Origin of the sequence: Paenibacillus planticolens, assembly GCF_013141725.1 — a bacterium.
Classification (GTDB): domain Bacteria; phylum Bacillota; class Bacilli; order Paenibacillales; family NBRC-103111; genus Paenibacillus_E; species Paenibacillus_E planticolens.
Window position 1 is genome coordinate 49,888 of sequence record NZ_WHNZ01000043.1, and the last position, 17,048, is coordinate 66,935.

19 protein-coding genes and 1 riboswitch are annotated in these 17,048 nt (G+C 48.2%); of the genes, 4 read left to right on the forward strand and 15 right to left on the reverse strand.

Annotation, left to right across the window (positions count from 1 at the left end):
* Positions 1-35 precede the first annotated feature (35 nt).
* The 3 genes from rsmA to GC097_RS20905 form a co-directional block, all read right to left on the reverse strand.
* A complete protein-coding gene (rsmA, locus tag GC097_RS20895) occupies positions 36-944 on the reverse strand; it encodes a 16S rRNA (adenine(1518)-N(6)/adenine(1519)-N(6))-dimethyltransferase RsmA (RefSeq protein ID WP_171685254.1) in 909 nt (302 codons plus the stop codon).
* 37 nt (positions 945-981) lie between these two features.
* A complete protein-coding gene (rnmV, locus tag GC097_RS20900; protein WP_171685255.1) occupies positions 982-1,524 on the reverse strand; it encodes a ribonuclease M5 in 543 nt (180 codons plus the stop codon).
* A gap of 116 nt (positions 1,525-1,640) precedes the next feature.
* Complete coding sequence (locus tag GC097_RS20905; RefSeq protein WP_312875712.1) at positions 1,641-2,780, reverse strand: resuscitation-promoting factor; 1,140 nt, start codon at positions 2,778-2,780, stop codon at positions 1,641-1,643.
* Between the two features lie 257 nt (positions 2,781-3,037).
* A riboswitch (cyclic di-AMP (ydaO/yuaA leader) is annotated at positions 3,038-3,232 on the reverse strand.
* Positions 3,233-3,514: 282 nt separating this feature from the next.
* Between GC097_RS20905 and GC097_RS20910 the strand changes: the two genes are divergently transcribed.
* Together GC097_RS20910 and GC097_RS20915 are read left to right on the forward strand one after the other, a co-directional pair.
* Complete coding sequence (locus GC097_RS20910) at positions 3,515-4,258, forward strand: ABC transporter ATP-binding protein (RefSeq protein WP_171685256.1); 744 nt, start codon at positions 3,515-3,517, stop codon at positions 4,256-4,258.
* Positions 4,255-5,487 (forward strand): ABC transporter permease, encoded by a 1,233-nt coding sequence (locus tag GC097_RS20915; RefSeq protein WP_171685257.1) that lies wholly within the window; start codon positions 4,255-4,257, stop codon positions 5,485-5,487. The genes GC097_RS20910 and GC097_RS20915 overlap by 4 nt, the downstream gene beginning before the upstream one ends.
* Here the strand turns inward: GC097_RS20915 and GC097_RS20920 are convergent.
* Both GC097_RS20920 and GC097_RS20925 read right to left on the reverse strand, forming a co-directional pair.
* A complete protein-coding gene (locus GC097_RS20920) occupies positions 5,473-6,240 on the reverse strand; it encodes a TatD family hydrolase (protein ID WP_171685258.1) in 768 nt (255 codons plus the stop codon). The genes GC097_RS20915 and GC097_RS20920 overlap by 15 nt on opposite strands.
* Positions 6,241-6,274: 34 nt before the next feature.
* A complete protein-coding gene (locus tag GC097_RS20925; protein ID WP_171685259.1) occupies positions 6,275-7,552 on the reverse strand; it encodes an HD domain-containing protein in 1,278 nt (425 codons plus the stop codon).
* A gap of 374 nt (positions 7,553-7,926) precedes the next feature.
* Between GC097_RS20925 and GC097_RS20930 the strand changes: the two genes are divergently transcribed.
* A complete protein-coding gene (locus GC097_RS20930; RefSeq protein WP_512699052.1) occupies positions 7,927-8,178 on the forward strand; it encodes an AbrB/MazE/SpoVT family DNA-binding domain-containing protein in 252 nt (83 codons plus the stop codon).
* A gap of 427 nt (positions 8,179-8,605) precedes the next feature.
* Here the strand turns inward: GC097_RS20930 and rsmI are convergent, their stop codons facing one another.
* The 10 genes from rsmI to GC097_RS20980 all read right to left on the reverse strand — a co-directional run bounded on the left by rsmI (position 8,606) and on the right by GC097_RS20980 (position 15,972).
* Positions 8,606-9,493 carry a 16S rRNA (cytidine(1402)-2'-O)-methyltransferase gene (gene rsmI, locus GC097_RS20935; protein WP_171685260.1) on the reverse strand — a complete coding sequence of 296 codons (888 nt, stop codon included), beginning with the start codon at positions 9,491-9,493 and terminating at the stop codon, positions 8,606-8,608.
* A 53-nt stretch (positions 9,494-9,546) separates the two neighbouring features.
* Positions 9,547-10,302 carry a tRNA1(Val) (adenine(37)-N6)-methyltransferase gene (locus GC097_RS20940; RefSeq protein WP_171685270.1) on the reverse strand — a complete coding sequence of 252 codons (756 nt, stop codon included), beginning with the start codon at positions 10,300-10,302 and terminating at the stop codon, positions 9,547-9,549.
* Between the two features lie 82 nt (positions 10,303-10,384).
* Positions 10,385-10,726, reverse strand: coding sequence for a DNA replication initiation control protein YabA (gene yabA, locus GC097_RS20945; RefSeq protein WP_171685261.1), 342 nt, complete (start codon positions 10,724-10,726; stop codon positions 10,385-10,387).
* Between the two features lie 59 nt (positions 10,727-10,785).
* The gene (locus GC097_RS20950) at positions 10,786-11,589 is read right to left on the reverse strand and encodes a PSP1 domain-containing protein (RefSeq protein ID WP_167059077.1); all 804 of its coding nucleotides are present in this window, start codon (positions 11,587-11,589) and stop codon (positions 10,786-10,788) included.
* Position 11,590: 1 nt separating this feature from the next.
* Positions 11,591-12,568: a DNA polymerase III subunit delta' gene (holB, locus tag GC097_RS20955; RefSeq protein WP_171685262.1), complete on the reverse strand. Its 978-nt coding sequence runs from the start codon at positions 12,566-12,568 to the stop codon at positions 11,591-11,593.
* A gap of 16 nt (positions 12,569-12,584) precedes the next feature.
* Entirely contained in the window at positions 12,585-13,031 is a 447-nt protein-coding gene (locus tag GC097_RS20960; protein WP_171685263.1) for a YaaR family protein, read from the reverse strand.
* 33 nt (positions 13,032-13,064) lie between these two features.
* Positions 13,065-13,394: a cyclic di-AMP receptor DarA gene (gene darA, locus GC097_RS20965; protein ID WP_079417169.1), complete on the reverse strand. Its 330-nt coding sequence runs from the start codon at positions 13,392-13,394 to the stop codon at positions 13,065-13,067.
* Between the two features lie 64 nt (positions 13,395-13,458).
* Complete coding sequence (tmk, locus tag GC097_RS20970) at positions 13,459-14,115, reverse strand: dTMP kinase (RefSeq protein ID WP_171685264.1); 657 nt, start codon at positions 14,113-14,115, stop codon at positions 13,459-13,461.
* Positions 14,116-14,157: 42 nt separating this feature from the next.
* Positions 14,158-15,675 (reverse strand): aminotransferase class I/II-fold pyridoxal phosphate-dependent enzyme, encoded by a 1,518-nt coding sequence (locus tag GC097_RS20975; protein ID WP_246294377.1) that lies wholly within the window; start codon positions 15,673-15,675, stop codon positions 14,158-14,160.
* A 96-nt stretch (positions 15,676-15,771) separates the two neighbouring features.
* Complete coding sequence (locus tag GC097_RS20980) at positions 15,772-15,972, reverse strand: sigma factor G inhibitor Gin (protein ID WP_171685265.1); 201 nt, start codon at positions 15,970-15,972, stop codon at positions 15,772-15,774.
* 137 nt (positions 15,973-16,109) lie between these two features.
* On the opposite strand from GC097_RS20980, the gene GC097_RS20985 reads away from it, so the two are divergent.
* Positions 16,110-16,637, forward strand: coding sequence for a hypothetical protein (locus tag GC097_RS20985; RefSeq protein ID WP_171685266.1), 528 nt, complete (start codon positions 16,110-16,112; stop codon positions 16,635-16,637).
* The last annotated feature ends 411 nt before the right edge of the window (positions 16,638-17,048 follow it).

Sequence of the window (17,048 nt, forward strand, 5' to 3'; positions counted from 1 at the left end):
GTCATCCTATGGCGGGACTGGGCATTTGGTGCGGGTTATTTGCAGCCGTGCGCGCGCAGCGCTGTCGATAAGCGCGCGAACTCTTCCATGCTGAGCGTTTCGCCGCGGCGCGAAGGCTCGATGCTGCAGCCGTGGAGCAGCGCTTCCAGCTCCGCTTTGTTTTCTTTGGTAAAGAACCGCGCCGCCAGGTTATTGTACAAGGTTTTACGCCGCTGGACGAAGGATGCCTGGACGACGGCGAAGAAGAAGTCCACGTCCGCCACCTCAACCGGCGGTGTTTTGCGCACACGCAGCCGAATCACGGCGGAATCGACGTTCGGCTGCGGCACGAAGACGGTGCGCGGCACGATCGTCACGAGCTCCGGCTCGCAGTGGAATTGCACGGCAATGCTGAGGCTGCCGTAATCTTTGGTGCCCGGGCGAGCCGCCATGCGGTCGGCCACCTCTTTTTGAATCATCACGACGATATTCTCCAAGGGCAGCTTCTCTTCCAAAAGCTTCATAATGATCGGTGTCGTGATGTAGTACGGCAGGTTGGCGACGACACTGACGCCATCCATGCCCGTGAAATGCTGCCGGAACAACTCCGGCAGGTCGGTCTTCAAAATATCGCCATGAACGACACTCGCATGGGGATACGGCTCCAGCGTCTCGCCTAGAATAGGCAGCAGACGCTGATCGATCTCGACGGCCAAGACGCGCCCTGCGAGCTTGGCCAGCTGCTGGGTGAGCGCCCCGATGCCAGGGCCGACTTCCAGCGCTCCCTTGTTCGGTCCGAGCTCGGCGGCCGAAACGATCTTGCTCAAAATATTCTGGTCGATCAGAAAGTTCTGACCCAGACTTTTTTTGAGCACAAGATTATGCTTTTTAATAATTTGTTTCGTCTTACTCGGTGTTGCAACGTCATCTGCTGTTACAATCACTTCATTGCCGGGTATATTCATCTTGTAGCCCTCATTTATCTATAGGTTCTGAGTTTAACTATATATTCGCTTCCAGATGCTCCAAAGCTGCCTCAAACTCTTCACGTGAGATCTGGAACATCGCACACCGCTTATAAAACTGTTTGCCGTTGCAGTAGCCTATTCCAAGCGCATTGCCTACAACAAGCCTTCTGGACGCCGCCTCGGGGTGAACGATCAACCCTGCGGCCATAAGGTCGCTCATGGCGAGCTGCGAAACGCTCCCTTCGTACTCTGTCCGAAGGTTCTGAAGCGCCTGCCGGATCGTCTCTGGCGCCGCATTCTCCACGCCAATGTCGCCTTTATACTCGGCCTGCTCCTGCGTGATAAAGGCATGCTTGCAGCCTGGCACCTTGGCGGCCACAATCTTCCGAATCCGCTCGCCTGCGTGATCCGGGTCGGTGAAAATAATGACGCCTCTGCGCTGCTGTGCGAGGGCTATCCGCTTCAATACGGCTTGCCCGATGGCGGAGCCGCCCGTTTCTATCGTATCCGCCTCGACCGCTCGGCGAATGGCGGCCGTATCGTCCTTGCCTTCAACGACGATGACTTCTTTCATCATAATGAGTTCCCTTCCCAGTACGCAGAAAAAGAAGAGGGAACCCCTCTTCTTTCGCCCAGGCTGCTCGCCTGGCAACGTATAATGACATTGTTCCCGCTGAAACTGACGTTTACACGTTAATTTTCAGACGGCTTTTTCGGTCCTACGACATAGACCGTATACCCCTGTTTTGTTCCGAATTTATTGGCATAGCCATGATCTTCAAAGTATACATCAATCATTTGGCCTTTCACACCGCTGCCGATATCTTCAGCACGGCGGAAGCCGACACCCTCAATGTAAACCCACCATCCCAGCGGGATAACTTTCGGGTCAACCGCAATCGTTCTGCCTTCCGTTACCGTTGTTCCCGTATACGTCTTACCGTATCCAGGCGATCCTTCGGACTTCCCTGTCGAATCTGCGCCCGCCGAATAGGCGGTCAGCTTCACATTCTTCAGAATTTGTTTATACCCGAACGTAACGCCATTCTTGGAAATCTCATCCACACTCGGGGATGAGGCCGACAGCGTCACAACAGGGTTCTTCGTGCCAACGGACACGACTTTCTTGATACTTTCCTGCTGGACTTCTTGACCCACAACAGCTTCCGCCACTAGAACGCCATCTTCGTAAGTCTTCTCTTTCTTTTTGACCAATACGCCCTCTTTACCTTCTTGGACAACTTGCTCTTTGCCTTTGAGCAGCGATGCATCACTTTTCTTTTCCGTATCGAATGCAATCGGCTCTGTTACTTCTTCCGTCTCTTTTTTTACACGGACGATTTTGATTTCATCGCCTGAGCTCAGAGCGGCTGTTGGATCGGGAGTCAGCTTATCCTGTTCCCCAAGTGCAATATGTAAACGTTGCAATGCACTTTCAACCGTTCTTGCAGTTGTGTAAACAGTGGTGGTCTTTCCATCAGCAGTCAATTGAATTGGAGAAGCTTGCTCGATGACGAATTTGTCTCCACCCTTGATTGTCGCCGCAGGGTCTGCAGATATTTCATCGTGTTCACCAATCTTTATGGCTTGTTCATCCAGTAGGCGTTGCAGGACCCATTGCTTCGTATGCACAACGGTTTCTTGTCCATTCACAACCACGGATACGCTCTTGGTAGCCGTACCGTACAACAACACCAAAAACATGAAAGTCATTGCGATTGAGATTAGAGCCAGGCTTAAAATCAAACGCAAGTTTTCATGCTTCCATCGCAATGCGAAGGACATGCTGGATGATCGTTTTACATGGGTCTCGCTAAAAGAGATACTGCCCACTTCTTCGGTCCTCCTTCAAAGCCTCGCCGCCAGGTTACAGCATGATTAAATTTGACGCGACTAAGGTTTTTAATTTAACTTAACGTGCTTCCATCGGCAGCTGCGCTTAAACTGCTGCGTTCCGGTCGTCCCACCCCGCTTTGCCTATTCAACATTCTATGAGTAGAGATCCTTAAGAAGATAAAAAGCCAGCAAGAAGAGGACTCTTCTCGCTGGCTTAGTTTGCATAGTAAATACACAAATAGCACACACGACAATCGTTACCTCTCTTACGCTTACGAGGTTAGCTGACGGATTCGGACGTGAGAGTCGCCCTACTCAGACGTAAACTTCCGTTAACGTCCAAGATTCACCCCTGTTACTCACTCTGTTCACTTCAGATGCGTTCACCCGCTTCTCAAGCTTACAGTGGTTCCCCCGTTCCCTTATTCGGAACTCAGCGAATGGAAAAATGGCAAATTGGTTATTAAGTTATTATGAAAAGTATATTACGCTGTTAATCTCTACCTGTAAAGGGATTAACACCTACTAAAAAGGGCTAAATCGCTTAAAATTAGCTTATTTTTAGAATAAAACCACTTTTTATCTACATTTATCTCACTATAACGTATGAATACTAGGTTTCTTCGTGTTTTCACACCTAAACTAGGCTTCGAAACCAAATTTGTTTATACTTATCATGAAAGAATTTAGTGATTTAATACCAATAATTAGCTATTCAGGGAGGCAATGAGATGGGGCCCATTTTGCAAGTCGACTCTTTATTTGGAGGATATTTACCCACGAAACCGGTTCTCCATGACCTCACGTTTTCGATTCGTCAGGGAGAAATGATGGGTTTGATCGGTTTGAACGGCGCAGGCAAAAGTACGACCATCAAAAACATCCTCGGTCTGCTTCAGCCTCAAAAAGGTTCGATAAAAATCAACGGCTTGACGTTAACCGAGGATCCGCTTCCTTACCGGGCTACCTACGCATATGTTCCTGAGAGTCCGGAGCTATATGAAGAACTTACGATTCGTGAGCACCTCGAGCTAACGGCAATGGCATACGGCTTGTCGAAGGAAGACTATCTCTCCCGTTCGCAAGCGCTGCTCGCGCAATTTCAGATGGAGGACAAGCTGAACTCCTTCGCCAGCCATTTATCCAAAGGCATGAAGCAAAAAGTGATGATTATGAATGCGTTCCTGATCGAGCCCTCATTGTACATCATTGACGAGCCTTTTCTCGGACTCGATCCGTTAGCGATTCGCTCACTGCTGGAGTTAATGGTCAAAATGAAGCGGCAAGGCGCGTCATTCCTCATATCATCGCATATTTTGTCTACGATTGAGAAATATTGTGATAATTACGTCGTCCTTCATAAGGGTCACATGGTCGCTCAGGGTGATTTAGTCGAATTGCGTCAGCAAACCGGACTCCAACAGGCGTCACTGGACGACATCTTTTATAAGCTTGTAAAAGGGGATCCGGTATGAAATCGATGGACTTGAATACCCGTGCCTTATGGCAGCAAAGATTTGAACGTTATATGAAAGAATCTATGGGCTATCTGCAGTATGCAGCGCGCAGCAATTTTTTCGGCTTCCTGTTATTTCTTGTCATTCTTTCTTCCTATTATTATGCAAAAATACTACAGCGGCTTCCGACAGATTACCCTTATCTGTGGATCGTCCTTTTGCTTCTCGTTCCTCTGTTGTCTTCCAGCCCGATCCGCACCTTAACCAGAAGCGCAGACCGTATGTTTTTGCTGCGTATCGAACATCAAATGGGCCCTTACATCCGCGGCGGATTTATGTACAGTTTAGCGCTGCAAGCATTTTGGACATTTCTGGCATGGGTCGTGTTGTGGCCTTTATACCATCACTGCCTCGGACGTGAAGAGCAGCATTTCTTATGGATGCTCGCCTTGCTTCTATTAATGAAGTTAGCCAATTTATCGGCTAGCTGGCAGGAAAGCCGGTTCACGAATGAACGCGCGAGAATCGCATCCGTTAGCTTTCGCTGGATCGCAACAACCGCCTTGGTTTCTCTGCAATTTCTGACTAGCGTGTTCTGGGCAAGCGGCGCAGCATTGGTTCTCATTTTAGCCTGGCTAACGGCTACTCACTACGTATCCAAATACCTGATTGGATGGGATTACCTCATCGCTAAAGAAAGGCAGCAGCAAGCAAGACTTTACGCCTTTTTCAATTGGTTCGTGGATGTTCCGCACTTGGGAACGCGAATAACCCGCCGAGGCTGGATCAGCGGGGTCACAACATTCATTCCTTTTAAACAAGAGGCTGCTTATCTGTACATATATATGAAGACCTTACTGCGTACGGAGCTATTCGGGATTGTCATGCGTATTTCCCTGTTGGGGGCGTTAGCCATAGCCGTTTCAAGCAGCGAAACAGCGCGAATACTCATCTTTTTTATCGCGTTGATCATCTCCATGGTTCAACTCACGCCGCTCGAGCGTTCACACCGTTATACCTTTTGGCTGGAGATGTACCCGCTTGACCGTCAATTGAAAGCCGGTTCCTTGGCCTTCATCATTTGGTCCGTCCTGTTCTTGGAGCTATGCATCCTGTCGGTTCCGCTTTTGATCCGCTCTTCGCCTATCCTTTTCACGGTCCCGCTCATCGGACTCGCCTTCATCTCGTTAAGCTGCGGAATCTTGCTTCGACGCAAATTCGCAAAGAACGCTTTACTTGAGACCTAGCAAGGCAATCGCGTTGTTTGTCGTTATTTCTGCGAGTTCCTCCAGACTCAAGCCCTTAATTTCCGCGGCCGTTTCGGCCACCAACCGAACATAAGCCGATTCATTGCGCTTGCCGCGGAAAGGATGCGGGGTCAAGTAAGGAGCATCCGTCTCAATCAATAAGCGGTCTAACGGAACTTGGGCCAGCACTTCCTTTGGCTGTTTCGCATTTTTGAAAGTAACAGGCCCGCCGAAGGAGATATGGAAATTCATATCCAAGCATTGCTTTGCCGTTTCCCAACTCCCCGAAAAACAGTGCATAATACCTCCGACTTCCGCAGCTTTCTCCTCTTTTAAAATCGTCAAAATATCGTGATGGGCATCCCGGTTATGAATCACAATAGGCATGCCAAGCTTTCGCGCCAGCCTGATTTGCTCTCGAAAAACCCGCTGTTGTACGTCCTTGGGCGACTTATCCCAGTAGTAATCCAGTCCGATTTCCCCGATGGCCACCACCTTCTCATGTTTGCACAAATCCTCGATCCATTCCAAATCGCCCGGCTGCATATCAATGGCATCGACAGGATGCCAACCCACCGTTGAATAGATGAAATCGTATTTCTCGGCAAGCGCAATCGAGCTGGGAATGGTCTCCCGATTAAAGCCGACATTCACCATTCTCGTAACGCCTGCCTCCCACGCACGCTGAATGACCTCATCCTGATCTTCTTGAAATTGTTCCGCATTTAAATGTGTATGTGAATCTGTCAGCATGTTCTTCTCCTTACTCTTTCTTATGTATAGTGGTTTATTCTTGTTCGCCAAGCAGCTCCCATAGTTCCGGATATTGGACGGCATTCAACCGTTCCAGCAGTTCTTCAGGGTAGTAGACATGATGCTTACCCATTTGGAATCCGCTTATAGACTGAACGATCTCCGACCGATGGGTGATTTCAGTTAACGCTTCCTTATGATCCAAAAGCAGGATCGGCAAATTATCTTCCGTTTCCCCCGGTCTGTACACATCATAGGATTGATTCGAAGGGAAATCAATTTCCATGTAGTAGATCGGATCAAAGCCGACTTCCGCCATGACTTTCTCCATGAGCTGGATTAAACGCTGATTCGACTCATCGAAGGTACTGTATTTATACAGTTTACGGTCCAAGAAGCGCTTGCACATATCACCCAGAATGGGGTCCTTCTCGCTCATCCAAAATGTTAACATAGCCTGCATGACAGACTCATCCAGCAGTAAATAATCTTCAAGAGAAATTTTATTCTGAATGAGGTGAAGAATGGGATCGGTCATAAAAGCAAACGTATAGTTGTCTTCGTATAAATGTTTGGCGCGCGCAAAGATTTTATGCAGCAAAATTTCCGCGCTCCGTGTCACCGGATGAAAATAGACCTGCCAGTACATTTGATAACGGGACATTAAATAGTCCTCTACCGCATGCATGCCGCTCTCTTTGACTACAATATGCCCCCGGTAGGGCCGAATGACGCGCAGGATCCGCTCAAGATCGAACGTACCGTAATTGACCCCTGTGAAATAAGCATCCCTCAGCAGATAGTCCATCCGGTCAGCGTCCAATTGTGACGACACCAGGCTTACAACAATTTCCTCATTATACGATTTGCAAATAACACCGGCTACTTTCTTCGGAAAATCAGGAGAAACCCGCCGAAGTACTTCATTGACCTCCGTATCGCCAAGCACGATTTTACAAGACCAATCCTCATGCCGTGTTCCGAAAGCCTTCTCAATGGAATGGGAGAAAGGCCCGTGCCCCAAATCGTGCAATAGCGCCGCACAAAGGCAAAGCAGCCGCTCTTCCTTCGGCCAGCCTTCATATTGATTGCGTTCAAATTGGGAAATAATTTTGCGCGTGATCTCATAAACACCGAGCGAATGAGAGAACCGGCTGTGCTCGGCACCATGAAACGTTAAATAAGAGGTGCCCAATTGACGAATGCGGCGCAGCCTTTGAAACTCTCGCGTATTGATCAAATCCCATATCGTGGCATCCTGGACATATATGTATTTATGAACCGGATCTTTAAAAACTTTCTCTTCCTTCATCTGTTCACAACCTTTCTTTATTTAATTCTACATGTTTTCGACAATCCGCTCCATCACTTCGACACTTAATGTCGTAATTTGTCGAATCGCTACTCCCAGTTTTCTCTTCGTTCCGCTCTTGCATTTCTATTGGTAACTCTAACCTTTTTCAGAGAGAGGAAAGTAATATATTATTTACATTCCCCTATTCTACAGGGTTTTCACCTTCTTCCCTTTCGTAATTAGATATAGAAAAATAATAGCTTTCTTGCTTAAAATCATAAAAATATGGTTGACTATTTTGGGAATGGTTGGTATCATTAGTCAAGAAGATATGTCGAAACATGACGATATTGATAAAATTTTTATAAAATCGAAAGGGGTTTATATATATGATGAAATCTACGGGCATTGTCAGAAAAGTTGACGAATTGGGGCGTGTCGTTATTCCGATTGAACTTCGCCGCACGCTGGGTATTGGCGAGAAGGATGCTCTGGAAATTTATGTAGATGGCGAGCGCATCATGCTTAAGAAATATGAGCCTGCTTGTATCTTCTGCGGCAACGCGGAAGGCGTCTCTTACTTTAAGGGAAAAATTGTTTGTCATATTTGTTTAGCAGAAATGCCAACACCTGTGACAAAATAAGAAAAATAGTATATAATAGAAGTAGCACTTATCCTATTGGTAATTCTAACCTTTTTCATATCTCCTCTAATCTCTAATTTGTTGGCTTCCGCCACGGATTAGAGATCTTTTTTTGTTCAGACCTTCTGGAGCGTGTGCCCCGCCGCCTTTGCCAACCCGCTATGTAATGGGAACTACAGGGCGTTATTTCCGCAGAAACACCCTTATTGGTCAGCGAAGAGGAACTATGATCCTCTTCTCGCAATTCCGGGCTGAAATCCAGCTGATTCCAGCAAAATAAAGCCCTGTAGTTCCCCTTCATCAGCTAAATGTCTGCTCTTTACCAACATAGCGGCTTATAGTTCCCTTAAAAGGAGCGCGCTGTCTTCAGGCCATCCAATCCTTTAACTGCAACTGACTGGCTGGCGAAAAACCACGCCCGCTCGAGTTAGCGCTCAAGTAAAGCGTTATATACATCACGCTTGGAAAGCCCGCGATCGCTCGCTGCCTGCTTCATTGCTTCCTTCCGGTCGCTGCCCAGCCGCTCATAGTGCTCGACATGCTCGCCCAGCGTCATCGCCTCCCACCAGCTATCGGCGGCTTCCTTCGCCGCCTCCGCGGACGCGCCTTCGGCGATAACGCAGTACTCCCCCTGCGGTGGGTGCTGCGTCAAGTGCTCGAGGCACTCTGCGATCGTGCCCCGCAGAAACTCCTCGTACCGCTTCGTCAGCTCGCGGGCGAGACACACCCGGCGCTCCGGCCCCCACACTTCCGCCATCCGGCTAAGTGTTTTCTCGACGCGGTGCGGCGACTCATAGAACAGCAGCGTATCCTGCGCGTGCTGCAGCCCTTCCAGCACCTTCGTCTGGTCCTTTTTCTCCCGGGGGAGAAATCCGACGAAGGCAAACCGCTCTGTCGGCAGGCCTGATGCAATCAGCGCCGACAGAGCCGCATTCGCGCCGGGGATGGGAACCACCGGCACGCCCTGCTCCACGGCCATCCTCACCAGGTCGTAACCTGGATCGGAGATGGCCGGCAGTCCTGCATCGCTGACGAGCGCGATGCTCTGCCCTTCAAGCAGCAAGCGAACCAGCTCGGGGCCGCTTGCCTGCTTGTTGTGTTCGTGATAGCTGACGAGTCGCGTAGCGACCTCGAAGTGCGTCAGCAGCTTGCGGGTTTGCCGCGTATCTTCCGCGGCAATGAGGCTTACTTCCTTCAGGATACGGATAGCCCGGAAGGTCATGTCTTCGAGGTTGCCGATCGGTGTGGCAACCAAATAGAGCGTGCCCGCAGCATGTCCATCCTCGCGATAACTTTTTTGCACATTTAAGCCCACTGTTTGTCCCTCTTCACTTTAGTCATATGCTTTCATCAACGCTGTTATTATTCTTATGAGAACTCTAAGGAGGCTCTGCCCCCGTAATAAATTTCCTTCAGTTCTTTGCAGTATTCCTGATTCTCATCGTAAACAATGAGCGGAGGCAGCGTGCGAATTTCCGGCTTGCCATCCTTCATCCCCTCAATGAGCACCATCATCGCCTCTTCTCCTGCCCGGGCATGCACATAGCGAATCCGTTTCGGCTCCAGCCGGTACTTCCTCATTAAGCAGATAATATCCACCAGACGCGTTGCCCGGTGCACCATCGCCACTTTGCCGCCTGCTTTCACCAGCTTCGCGCACGCTGCAATCACATCTTCCAGGTTGCAGTAAATTTCATGGCGCGCTGCTGCAAAATGTTCATTCGCATTCTGTTCCCCGTTTGGGACAGGCAAATAGGGCGGGTTCACCGTCACAGCATCGAATTTGCCGTGGCCCAGCGTCTCATGAATCGTCTTCAGGTCGCCTTGAATCATATGCAGCCTGTCTCCCAAATCATTCAGCAGGGCGTTGCGAACCGCCATATCCGCAAGCCGTTCCTGGATTTCGACGCCCCAAATTTCAGCGCGGGTTCGTGTGGATAAGAGCAGGGGAACGACGCCGTTGCCCGTACATAAGTCGATCACTCGCCCCTTTGGCGGCAAGCTGCAAAAACGTCCCAGCAGGACGGCATCCAACGAGAAGCTGAACACTTCCTCGCTTTGGATTATTTTTAGATCATACGTTAATAAATCATCAATTCTTTCGGTCGGTCGTAAAGGCACCATGCGCAGTTCTTCATTTCCTTTCTGAATCTGGCTCAACTATGGAAAAAAACCGTAAGGCATACACCCCTACGGTCAAACGCTCTTATTTATTTAAAAAGGATAAGCAAAACAAACAATCTCCCTCGGTCCGAAGGTGCCCGTAATACACATTGCAAATATGAAAACCTTCATTATATAAGCGGGTCAAGTTATCATATCCGGCTCCAGGCAACGAAACCGTTTCCTCTGCCGCTCCGACGGGCTGCTCGACAATCGTTTCCTCTTGCCGGATCAGTTTGCGCAGCTGCTGATTTTCGATGCTTAGTCTCTTGTTTTCTTCGATGAGTATAATGATTTGTTTCTTTAAGGCACCCAACTCGGCATAAGTGGCACCCATTCGTTCTTCGATCCCATCTATTTGTCCAAAAATATCTTGTTTATCCACGCTTTCACCTCTAGTGCCATGCATGCTTACTGGCCAGCGCCTCCTTGGATCCTTTGCCGCTACTCTTGTTCAACTACATCATCGAAAGGTAAATCAAGTGCTTTACCAAGGTCGAATAATTGAACCTTCGCGGTACGCTCACTGATATTTAACCCTAGTACCTTACCATTGCCAAAAGAAGTGATCACATGCCTGCCAACGGTTGGCAGCGAATCCTTCGCACTTTCATAATTATCATGCTCGTACTTCAAGCAGCACATTAACCGGCCACATAAGCCCGAAATTTTCGTCGGATTAAGTGACAGGTTCTGATCTTTGGCCATCTTAATCGAAACAGGCTCAAAGTCACCTAGAAACGACGAACAGCATAGAATCCGCCCACACGGACCAATACCGCCTAACATTTTGGCTTCATCCCGCACGCCAATTTGACGCAGTTCGATTCTTGTCCGGAAAATACTCGCCAAATCTTTCACGAGCTCACGGAAATCAACGCGCCCCTCAGCGGTAAAATAGAAAATAATTTTATTGCGGTCAAAGGTATACTCTACGTCCACGAGCTTCATCTTAAGACTATGATCTCTAATTTTGTCGTGGCACGTTTGGAACGCGTCCTTGGCTGCTTTTTTATTCTCTTCAACCAAATCGGCATCCGAATCATCCGCTATGCGTATGACTTTTTTTAGGGGCAGGACAACATCATTCTCTTTGACGTTCTTCTTGCCTACAACCACTTTGCCGTATTCCACACCGCGAGCGGTTTCAACAATAACGGCACTTTCTTTCTCGATCGGCAAATCGATCGGATCAAAATAATATATTTTACCCGCTTTTTTGAAGCGGACGCCTACAACCGAATACATCTTACACCCCCTGCATCTCCACGAGCATTTTCTCTATAACCAGCTGAGAGTTGGCGTTGAAGCGCAGTCGCTTTTGTAAATCTACGGCTTGCTCCATCATACGCACCCAGACTGAGACATCCCGACTGAACGCGAGGGAGCTCATCCAGTCCAGCTGGTCATTATATACAAGCCTGTCTCTGCGCTCAAGGCGCAGCTGCACCATATCTTTAAACCAGAGAATCAACAAGTCGAACAGACTCGAAATGTGTTCTGCAAGTTCTGTTTTCACAATTCGCTGCTGAACCGTAATCATAGAAGTAGGAAAACGTGTGAGCGTCTCCTTCGCTAATTGTAACATTACGGTTCTCATTTCTGCAAACCAATTCGCACCGATCAGCTCTCTTGCAGCTTGCAATCCGGCGGTTAAATGCGCAGCGGGCTGTACAAGCGCAGCCGGAAAACCTTCTTCTAGGAGCGTCAGTACCATTTGCTCTCGCGGCATCGGCGTGAATTGAATCCACTGCGCCCGCGACTGAATCGTCGGCAGCAGGGCATTCCCATTCTCCGTGATCAGAATAGCAACTACTCGGGACGTCGGCTCTTCCAGGAATTTCAGAAGACTGTTAGCTGCCTGTACGGTCATTTTCTCTGCATGATGCAATATATATATTTTCGTGCCGGAAGCCGTTGCGCGGTAAGCGAACTCCTTCTGAAGCTCACGAATTTGCTCAATCTTAATCGAGGCCCCTTCAGGCGCAACAATATGCAGATCCGGATGATTGCTATGCTCCACCTTACGGCACTCCAAACACTCCCCGCAGGCGTCATCCGTTCCGCGCTGACAATAGATGGCCTTAGCCAAGGCTATCGCCATTTCTGAACGCCCTGTCCCAACTGGACCGCTAAATATATAGGCGTGAGACAGCTTGTCTTGCCGCAATCCGTTCTGCAGAAGTTGCTTTGCCGCTGCTTGCCCCGGTATGGCTTGGAAGGACATTCGTTATAGCACCATCCTAAAATAACAAGTTAATCAGCATACCCCGGATTTCTCCGATTTTCTGCAAAATCTCAATCCGACCCTGCTCGCTATCCAGCAATTCATCCGCTAAAGAGAGGAGCTCCTGATCGATTTCTTCCAAAAGCTTATATCGCTTCGAACGGCCACGGCGATCCCAGCCCTTCGTATCTCGTAAGTTCACACCCCGGCGAGCCGTTTCCTCCAAAAATTGCTTAATGAGCAATTTATACTGGAGAAGCTCTCTCACGGTCATGGCCCGTGACAGACGGTCGCCCTGCAGCGTAATTTGCTGCACCATTTTGGACAATTGCTCCTGCGTAAATTTCTCATCCTGCTGCTGCATAATGTCAGAGAAATTCCGGGGGGCCATTTGTGGCGGCGGGACGTTCTCATTCACTTTGACGTTCTTACCAATGGGCTGCCACCCCGGATTAATTTTCAAGACGCATCCATCCTTGTTTAGGTCTAATGTAGATTAGTAATGCTCGAAACGCTCAACCGGCAATACGAAAACCGCGGCTCCACCCACTTGCACTTCCACTGGGAATGGAATATAAGAATCTGTCGTTCCTCCCATCGGAGAAACCGGTGTAACAAGTTGTTCCCGAATTTTGCAATTGGCGCGAATGACTTGCATAACCTCTTGCACTCTCTCATCTTCCGTACCGATCATGAAAGTCGTATTTCCTGCGCGCAGAAACCCGCCCGTACTTGCCAGCTTCGTCGCGCGAAAACCTTCCTTAATCAAAGCATTGGAGAGACGGTTACTATCCTTATCTTGTACAACGGCTACGACTAGTTTCATAGGGGTTGCCTCCTCTTATTATAAACTAAGAATGGATTCTCTGCTTGAGACGGATAAATATTCCTTAAGCGAAATATTGTTCAAGCAAACTGTTACACTGACTCCAAATATCGTCTGCAATCTCCTCTACACTGCGGTTGGCGTTTATCATTTGTACGCGTTCAGGATGATCGGATGCGATCTGATGGAAGCCTTTCCTTACACGGTTGTGATAATCCACATGCTTCTGCTCAATGCGATCCAATTGCTCTGCTGCCGAATTAGCTCCTGACGCTCTTTGGTGCAACCGCGCCATGCTGACTTCTACGGGAACATCCAGAATGAATGTGCGTGTGGCTTCTAACCCTGAGCTGGCATAGCGTGAAATGGCTTTGACCTGTTCAACATCTACGCCAAGTCCATGGCCCTGATAAGCAACACTTGCATCGATGAATCGATCGCACAGGACAATGCGTCCAGCCTCTAATGCCGGTAAAATCAACTGGTGCACATGCTGCGCTCGAGACGCCGCATACAGCAGCACTTCCGCTTGATCCACCATTTCTTTGTTCACAGGATCAAGAATAATACTGCGAATCTTATCGCTGATCGCTGTTCCCCCCGGTTCTCTTGTTACGAGAACATCATGTCCTAATTTCTTAAGCTCCTCCCCCAATTTCTTAAGCTGTGTCGTTTTGCCAGATCCGTCCGGTCCTTCAAAAGTAATGAAAATTCCGTTCACTCTTCCTCCTGCGTGCTGCTTTACCAGTCCATATAAAATAGTTTATGTGTATACCTTTAACTTGTGTGTCTGACCAAATTCTGTGCCTTGAAACTTGATTCCGTTTGACGCTAATTGTAGTAAAGCTTCAGCCACGGCAGCGGAAATGACTTCACCCGGGTATAAATAAGGAATTCCCGGTGGATAAGGAATCACCATATCCGCAGACTTCCGTCCAACCGCATCCTGAACGCTTACCTTACAGCAAGCCTCTTCTGTCCGCCCCCCTCTTGAGATTTCATTCATATCAAAAGGAACCGGAGAAGAGATTTGTGTGTAGTAGGGTAATTTAAGTATATTCGAGATAGGCGCCTGAAGTTCCTTCTTTTGTGAGGGAACGTCCAAACAAATGTTAGCTAATGCACCTGCAACCCTTAACACATCAGATCGGCTCAATGCCGGTGTGAAAACAAACAGCACGTGGCGGCCATCCGTCATTTCTACATAAATGCCTTGCTCCTCTAACCGCTCCTTGAGCTCAGTGGCCGTTAAGGTACTCGTGGCATCGACAATGGCCACTTTGAACGGGTCGGCGGTTTCATACTCTTCACTTGAATGCCCCGGAAATTCCCGCGGGAAATACTGAAACCTATCCATTTCGTCCAAAAGGGATCTGAATTCTTTCACAAGGGCTATCCCTTCTGTCAGCCATTCCTCCCCTTCCATATGCATTCTTTTGCGCGCCAAATCTAAGGAAGCCATGATGGGATACGAAGGGCTTGAACTCTGCAGCATTCCCAGCAGCCTGCGGATTGCATTGCGGTTGATGCGCGGTCCTTGCAAATGAAACATCGCTCCCATCGTCATCGCGGTTAGCATTTTATGCGTGGATTGTACGACAGCATCCGCTCCTTGCGATATGGCTGATGCCGGTACCTCCGGATGGAAGCCGTAGTGAGCGCCATGTGCCTCATCAACCAAGAGCATCTTCTCTTGAGCGTGCATCAGTTCTGCGAATGGGGCCAAATTAACACCCATGCCATAATAATTGGGGTTGGTCAAGAACAGCGCCTTAGCCTCAGGGTACTGATGCAATGCCTGTTTCACAGCTTCGATAGTTACACTTGTTGCAACGCCCGTTTGCGGATCAATAGACGGGGCAATGAACACAGCATTCGCTCCGCTTACCATCAACCCATGAATGACGGACTTATGTACATTTCTTTGAACTAAAATGACATCTCCTCTTTCGCAAACGGCTGCAATCATAGCCATATTCCCAACCGTGCTGCCACCTATGAGAAAATGTGTTTCCTCTGCTCCAAAGCAGGCTGCCGCTAGCTCCTCTGCCTCCCGAATAACGCCCTCCGGATGATGCAGATCGTCTAGCCCTGTAATTTCCGTATAATCGATTGCCATTATTTCACCAAAAAAAGGCACCCCTTCATCCAATAAACCTTGTCCGGATTTATGGCCCGGCACATGCAGGCTTACCGGATTCTTAGCTTTATGAGCCACCATCGCCTCATAAAGCGGTGCTTTGTGCTGTTTTTTCGAACTTTGACTGTTGCTCATGCTCATGCGAAAAGTACTCCTTGAACTTTCTACTTAATACCCTTATAGTAGTGGATTGACGCTAAAAAAACAAAAAAGCTTCCGGACAGAAGCTTCTCCCATTTAGTTCATATACTGTTTCGTATTCCCTGTATAAAAAGCTTTTCTCATCTGTTTCACAAAGAACGGGTATTTTTGATCATTCACATTCGTTTTGACGATCTCGCCGCTGCATTCATCACAAATGAAAGCTGCAATAATATGAATGCCGCCAATGCGCTGCTGCTCACAGATCATACATATGCCAATCCGGTTCTCCTCCATATGATCACCCCATGTACTTTTACTACTAGTATATCCGATTCTCGATTCTCCTAAACTAGCTAAACGCTCATATTTTGGAAGGAAAGTGCCGATATTACCTCTATATCAAGGTTAACCGGCTTACGGAGGTCATCATCATGTCGACGAAACAAGAAGCAAATCTCTCCAAACAATCTACTATTTATAGCTATACATTAGTGAAGCGTATTTATCATTCTTTGTATAAAAAAATTCTTTACTTTCTGCTTCTAGCTTTGGTCGTTTTCTTCAAGTTTGACCCCAACAATTGGCTTCCGCTTTTAGTTAGTTATCCGCTCCTGCTTGTCTTTCATACGCTTCTTGTTCGAACCTATTTTCAATTCACCATTGGCATGGCCATGAGAGGCTGGTCCTATCGTTGGGGCATTTTCTGGTGCGGCTCGCTGCCTGACGGCCATGCATCTATTCGACTAGTTACCAAAATACAGCTGCACTTATTCTGGATCGGCCTCTCCCTCATTACATTCTTGTATCCGTGGATACCGGCCTCGTGGTTGATCCATCTTATCATCTTTCACATTTGGATGCTCCTGCCGCGGCTGTGGCTGCTGTTCCGATTCCGCCCTTATCGCAAAACCGGATTAATGAAAATTACGGAGAAGGAAACTTCCTGCTACCTGCAGTAAAAAGCAAGCCTTCCTTGCCCGATGAGTAAACGTGCCTTACACAAACTTTTTCACGCTTCCCCTTTTCCCGTGATAACTGCAAAAAGTACAGGTAATTTGAACGCTTAAGTGCTTTTTTGCTAACTTTAATGTAAAAATCGAGCCGGTGCTGCGTACGTTGAAAATAAAGGAACTCCATTCCTCTATTTGGGCGAAAAACGGAGTTCCGGGCGTCTGAGGAGAACTACAGGGTCTTATTCCACCTCAATATGATAGCTAGCTCTTCTAAATGGTGCAATAGCGGACCCTAGTTCCCTTCCACTGGCCTAAAGGGCTATTTTTAGAAAAATAGCGCCCTGTAGTTCCCCTATCTGCCCGCAAGGCATTTATTATACACAAAAAAGCCTTTCTGAGATTTCTCTCAAAAAGGCT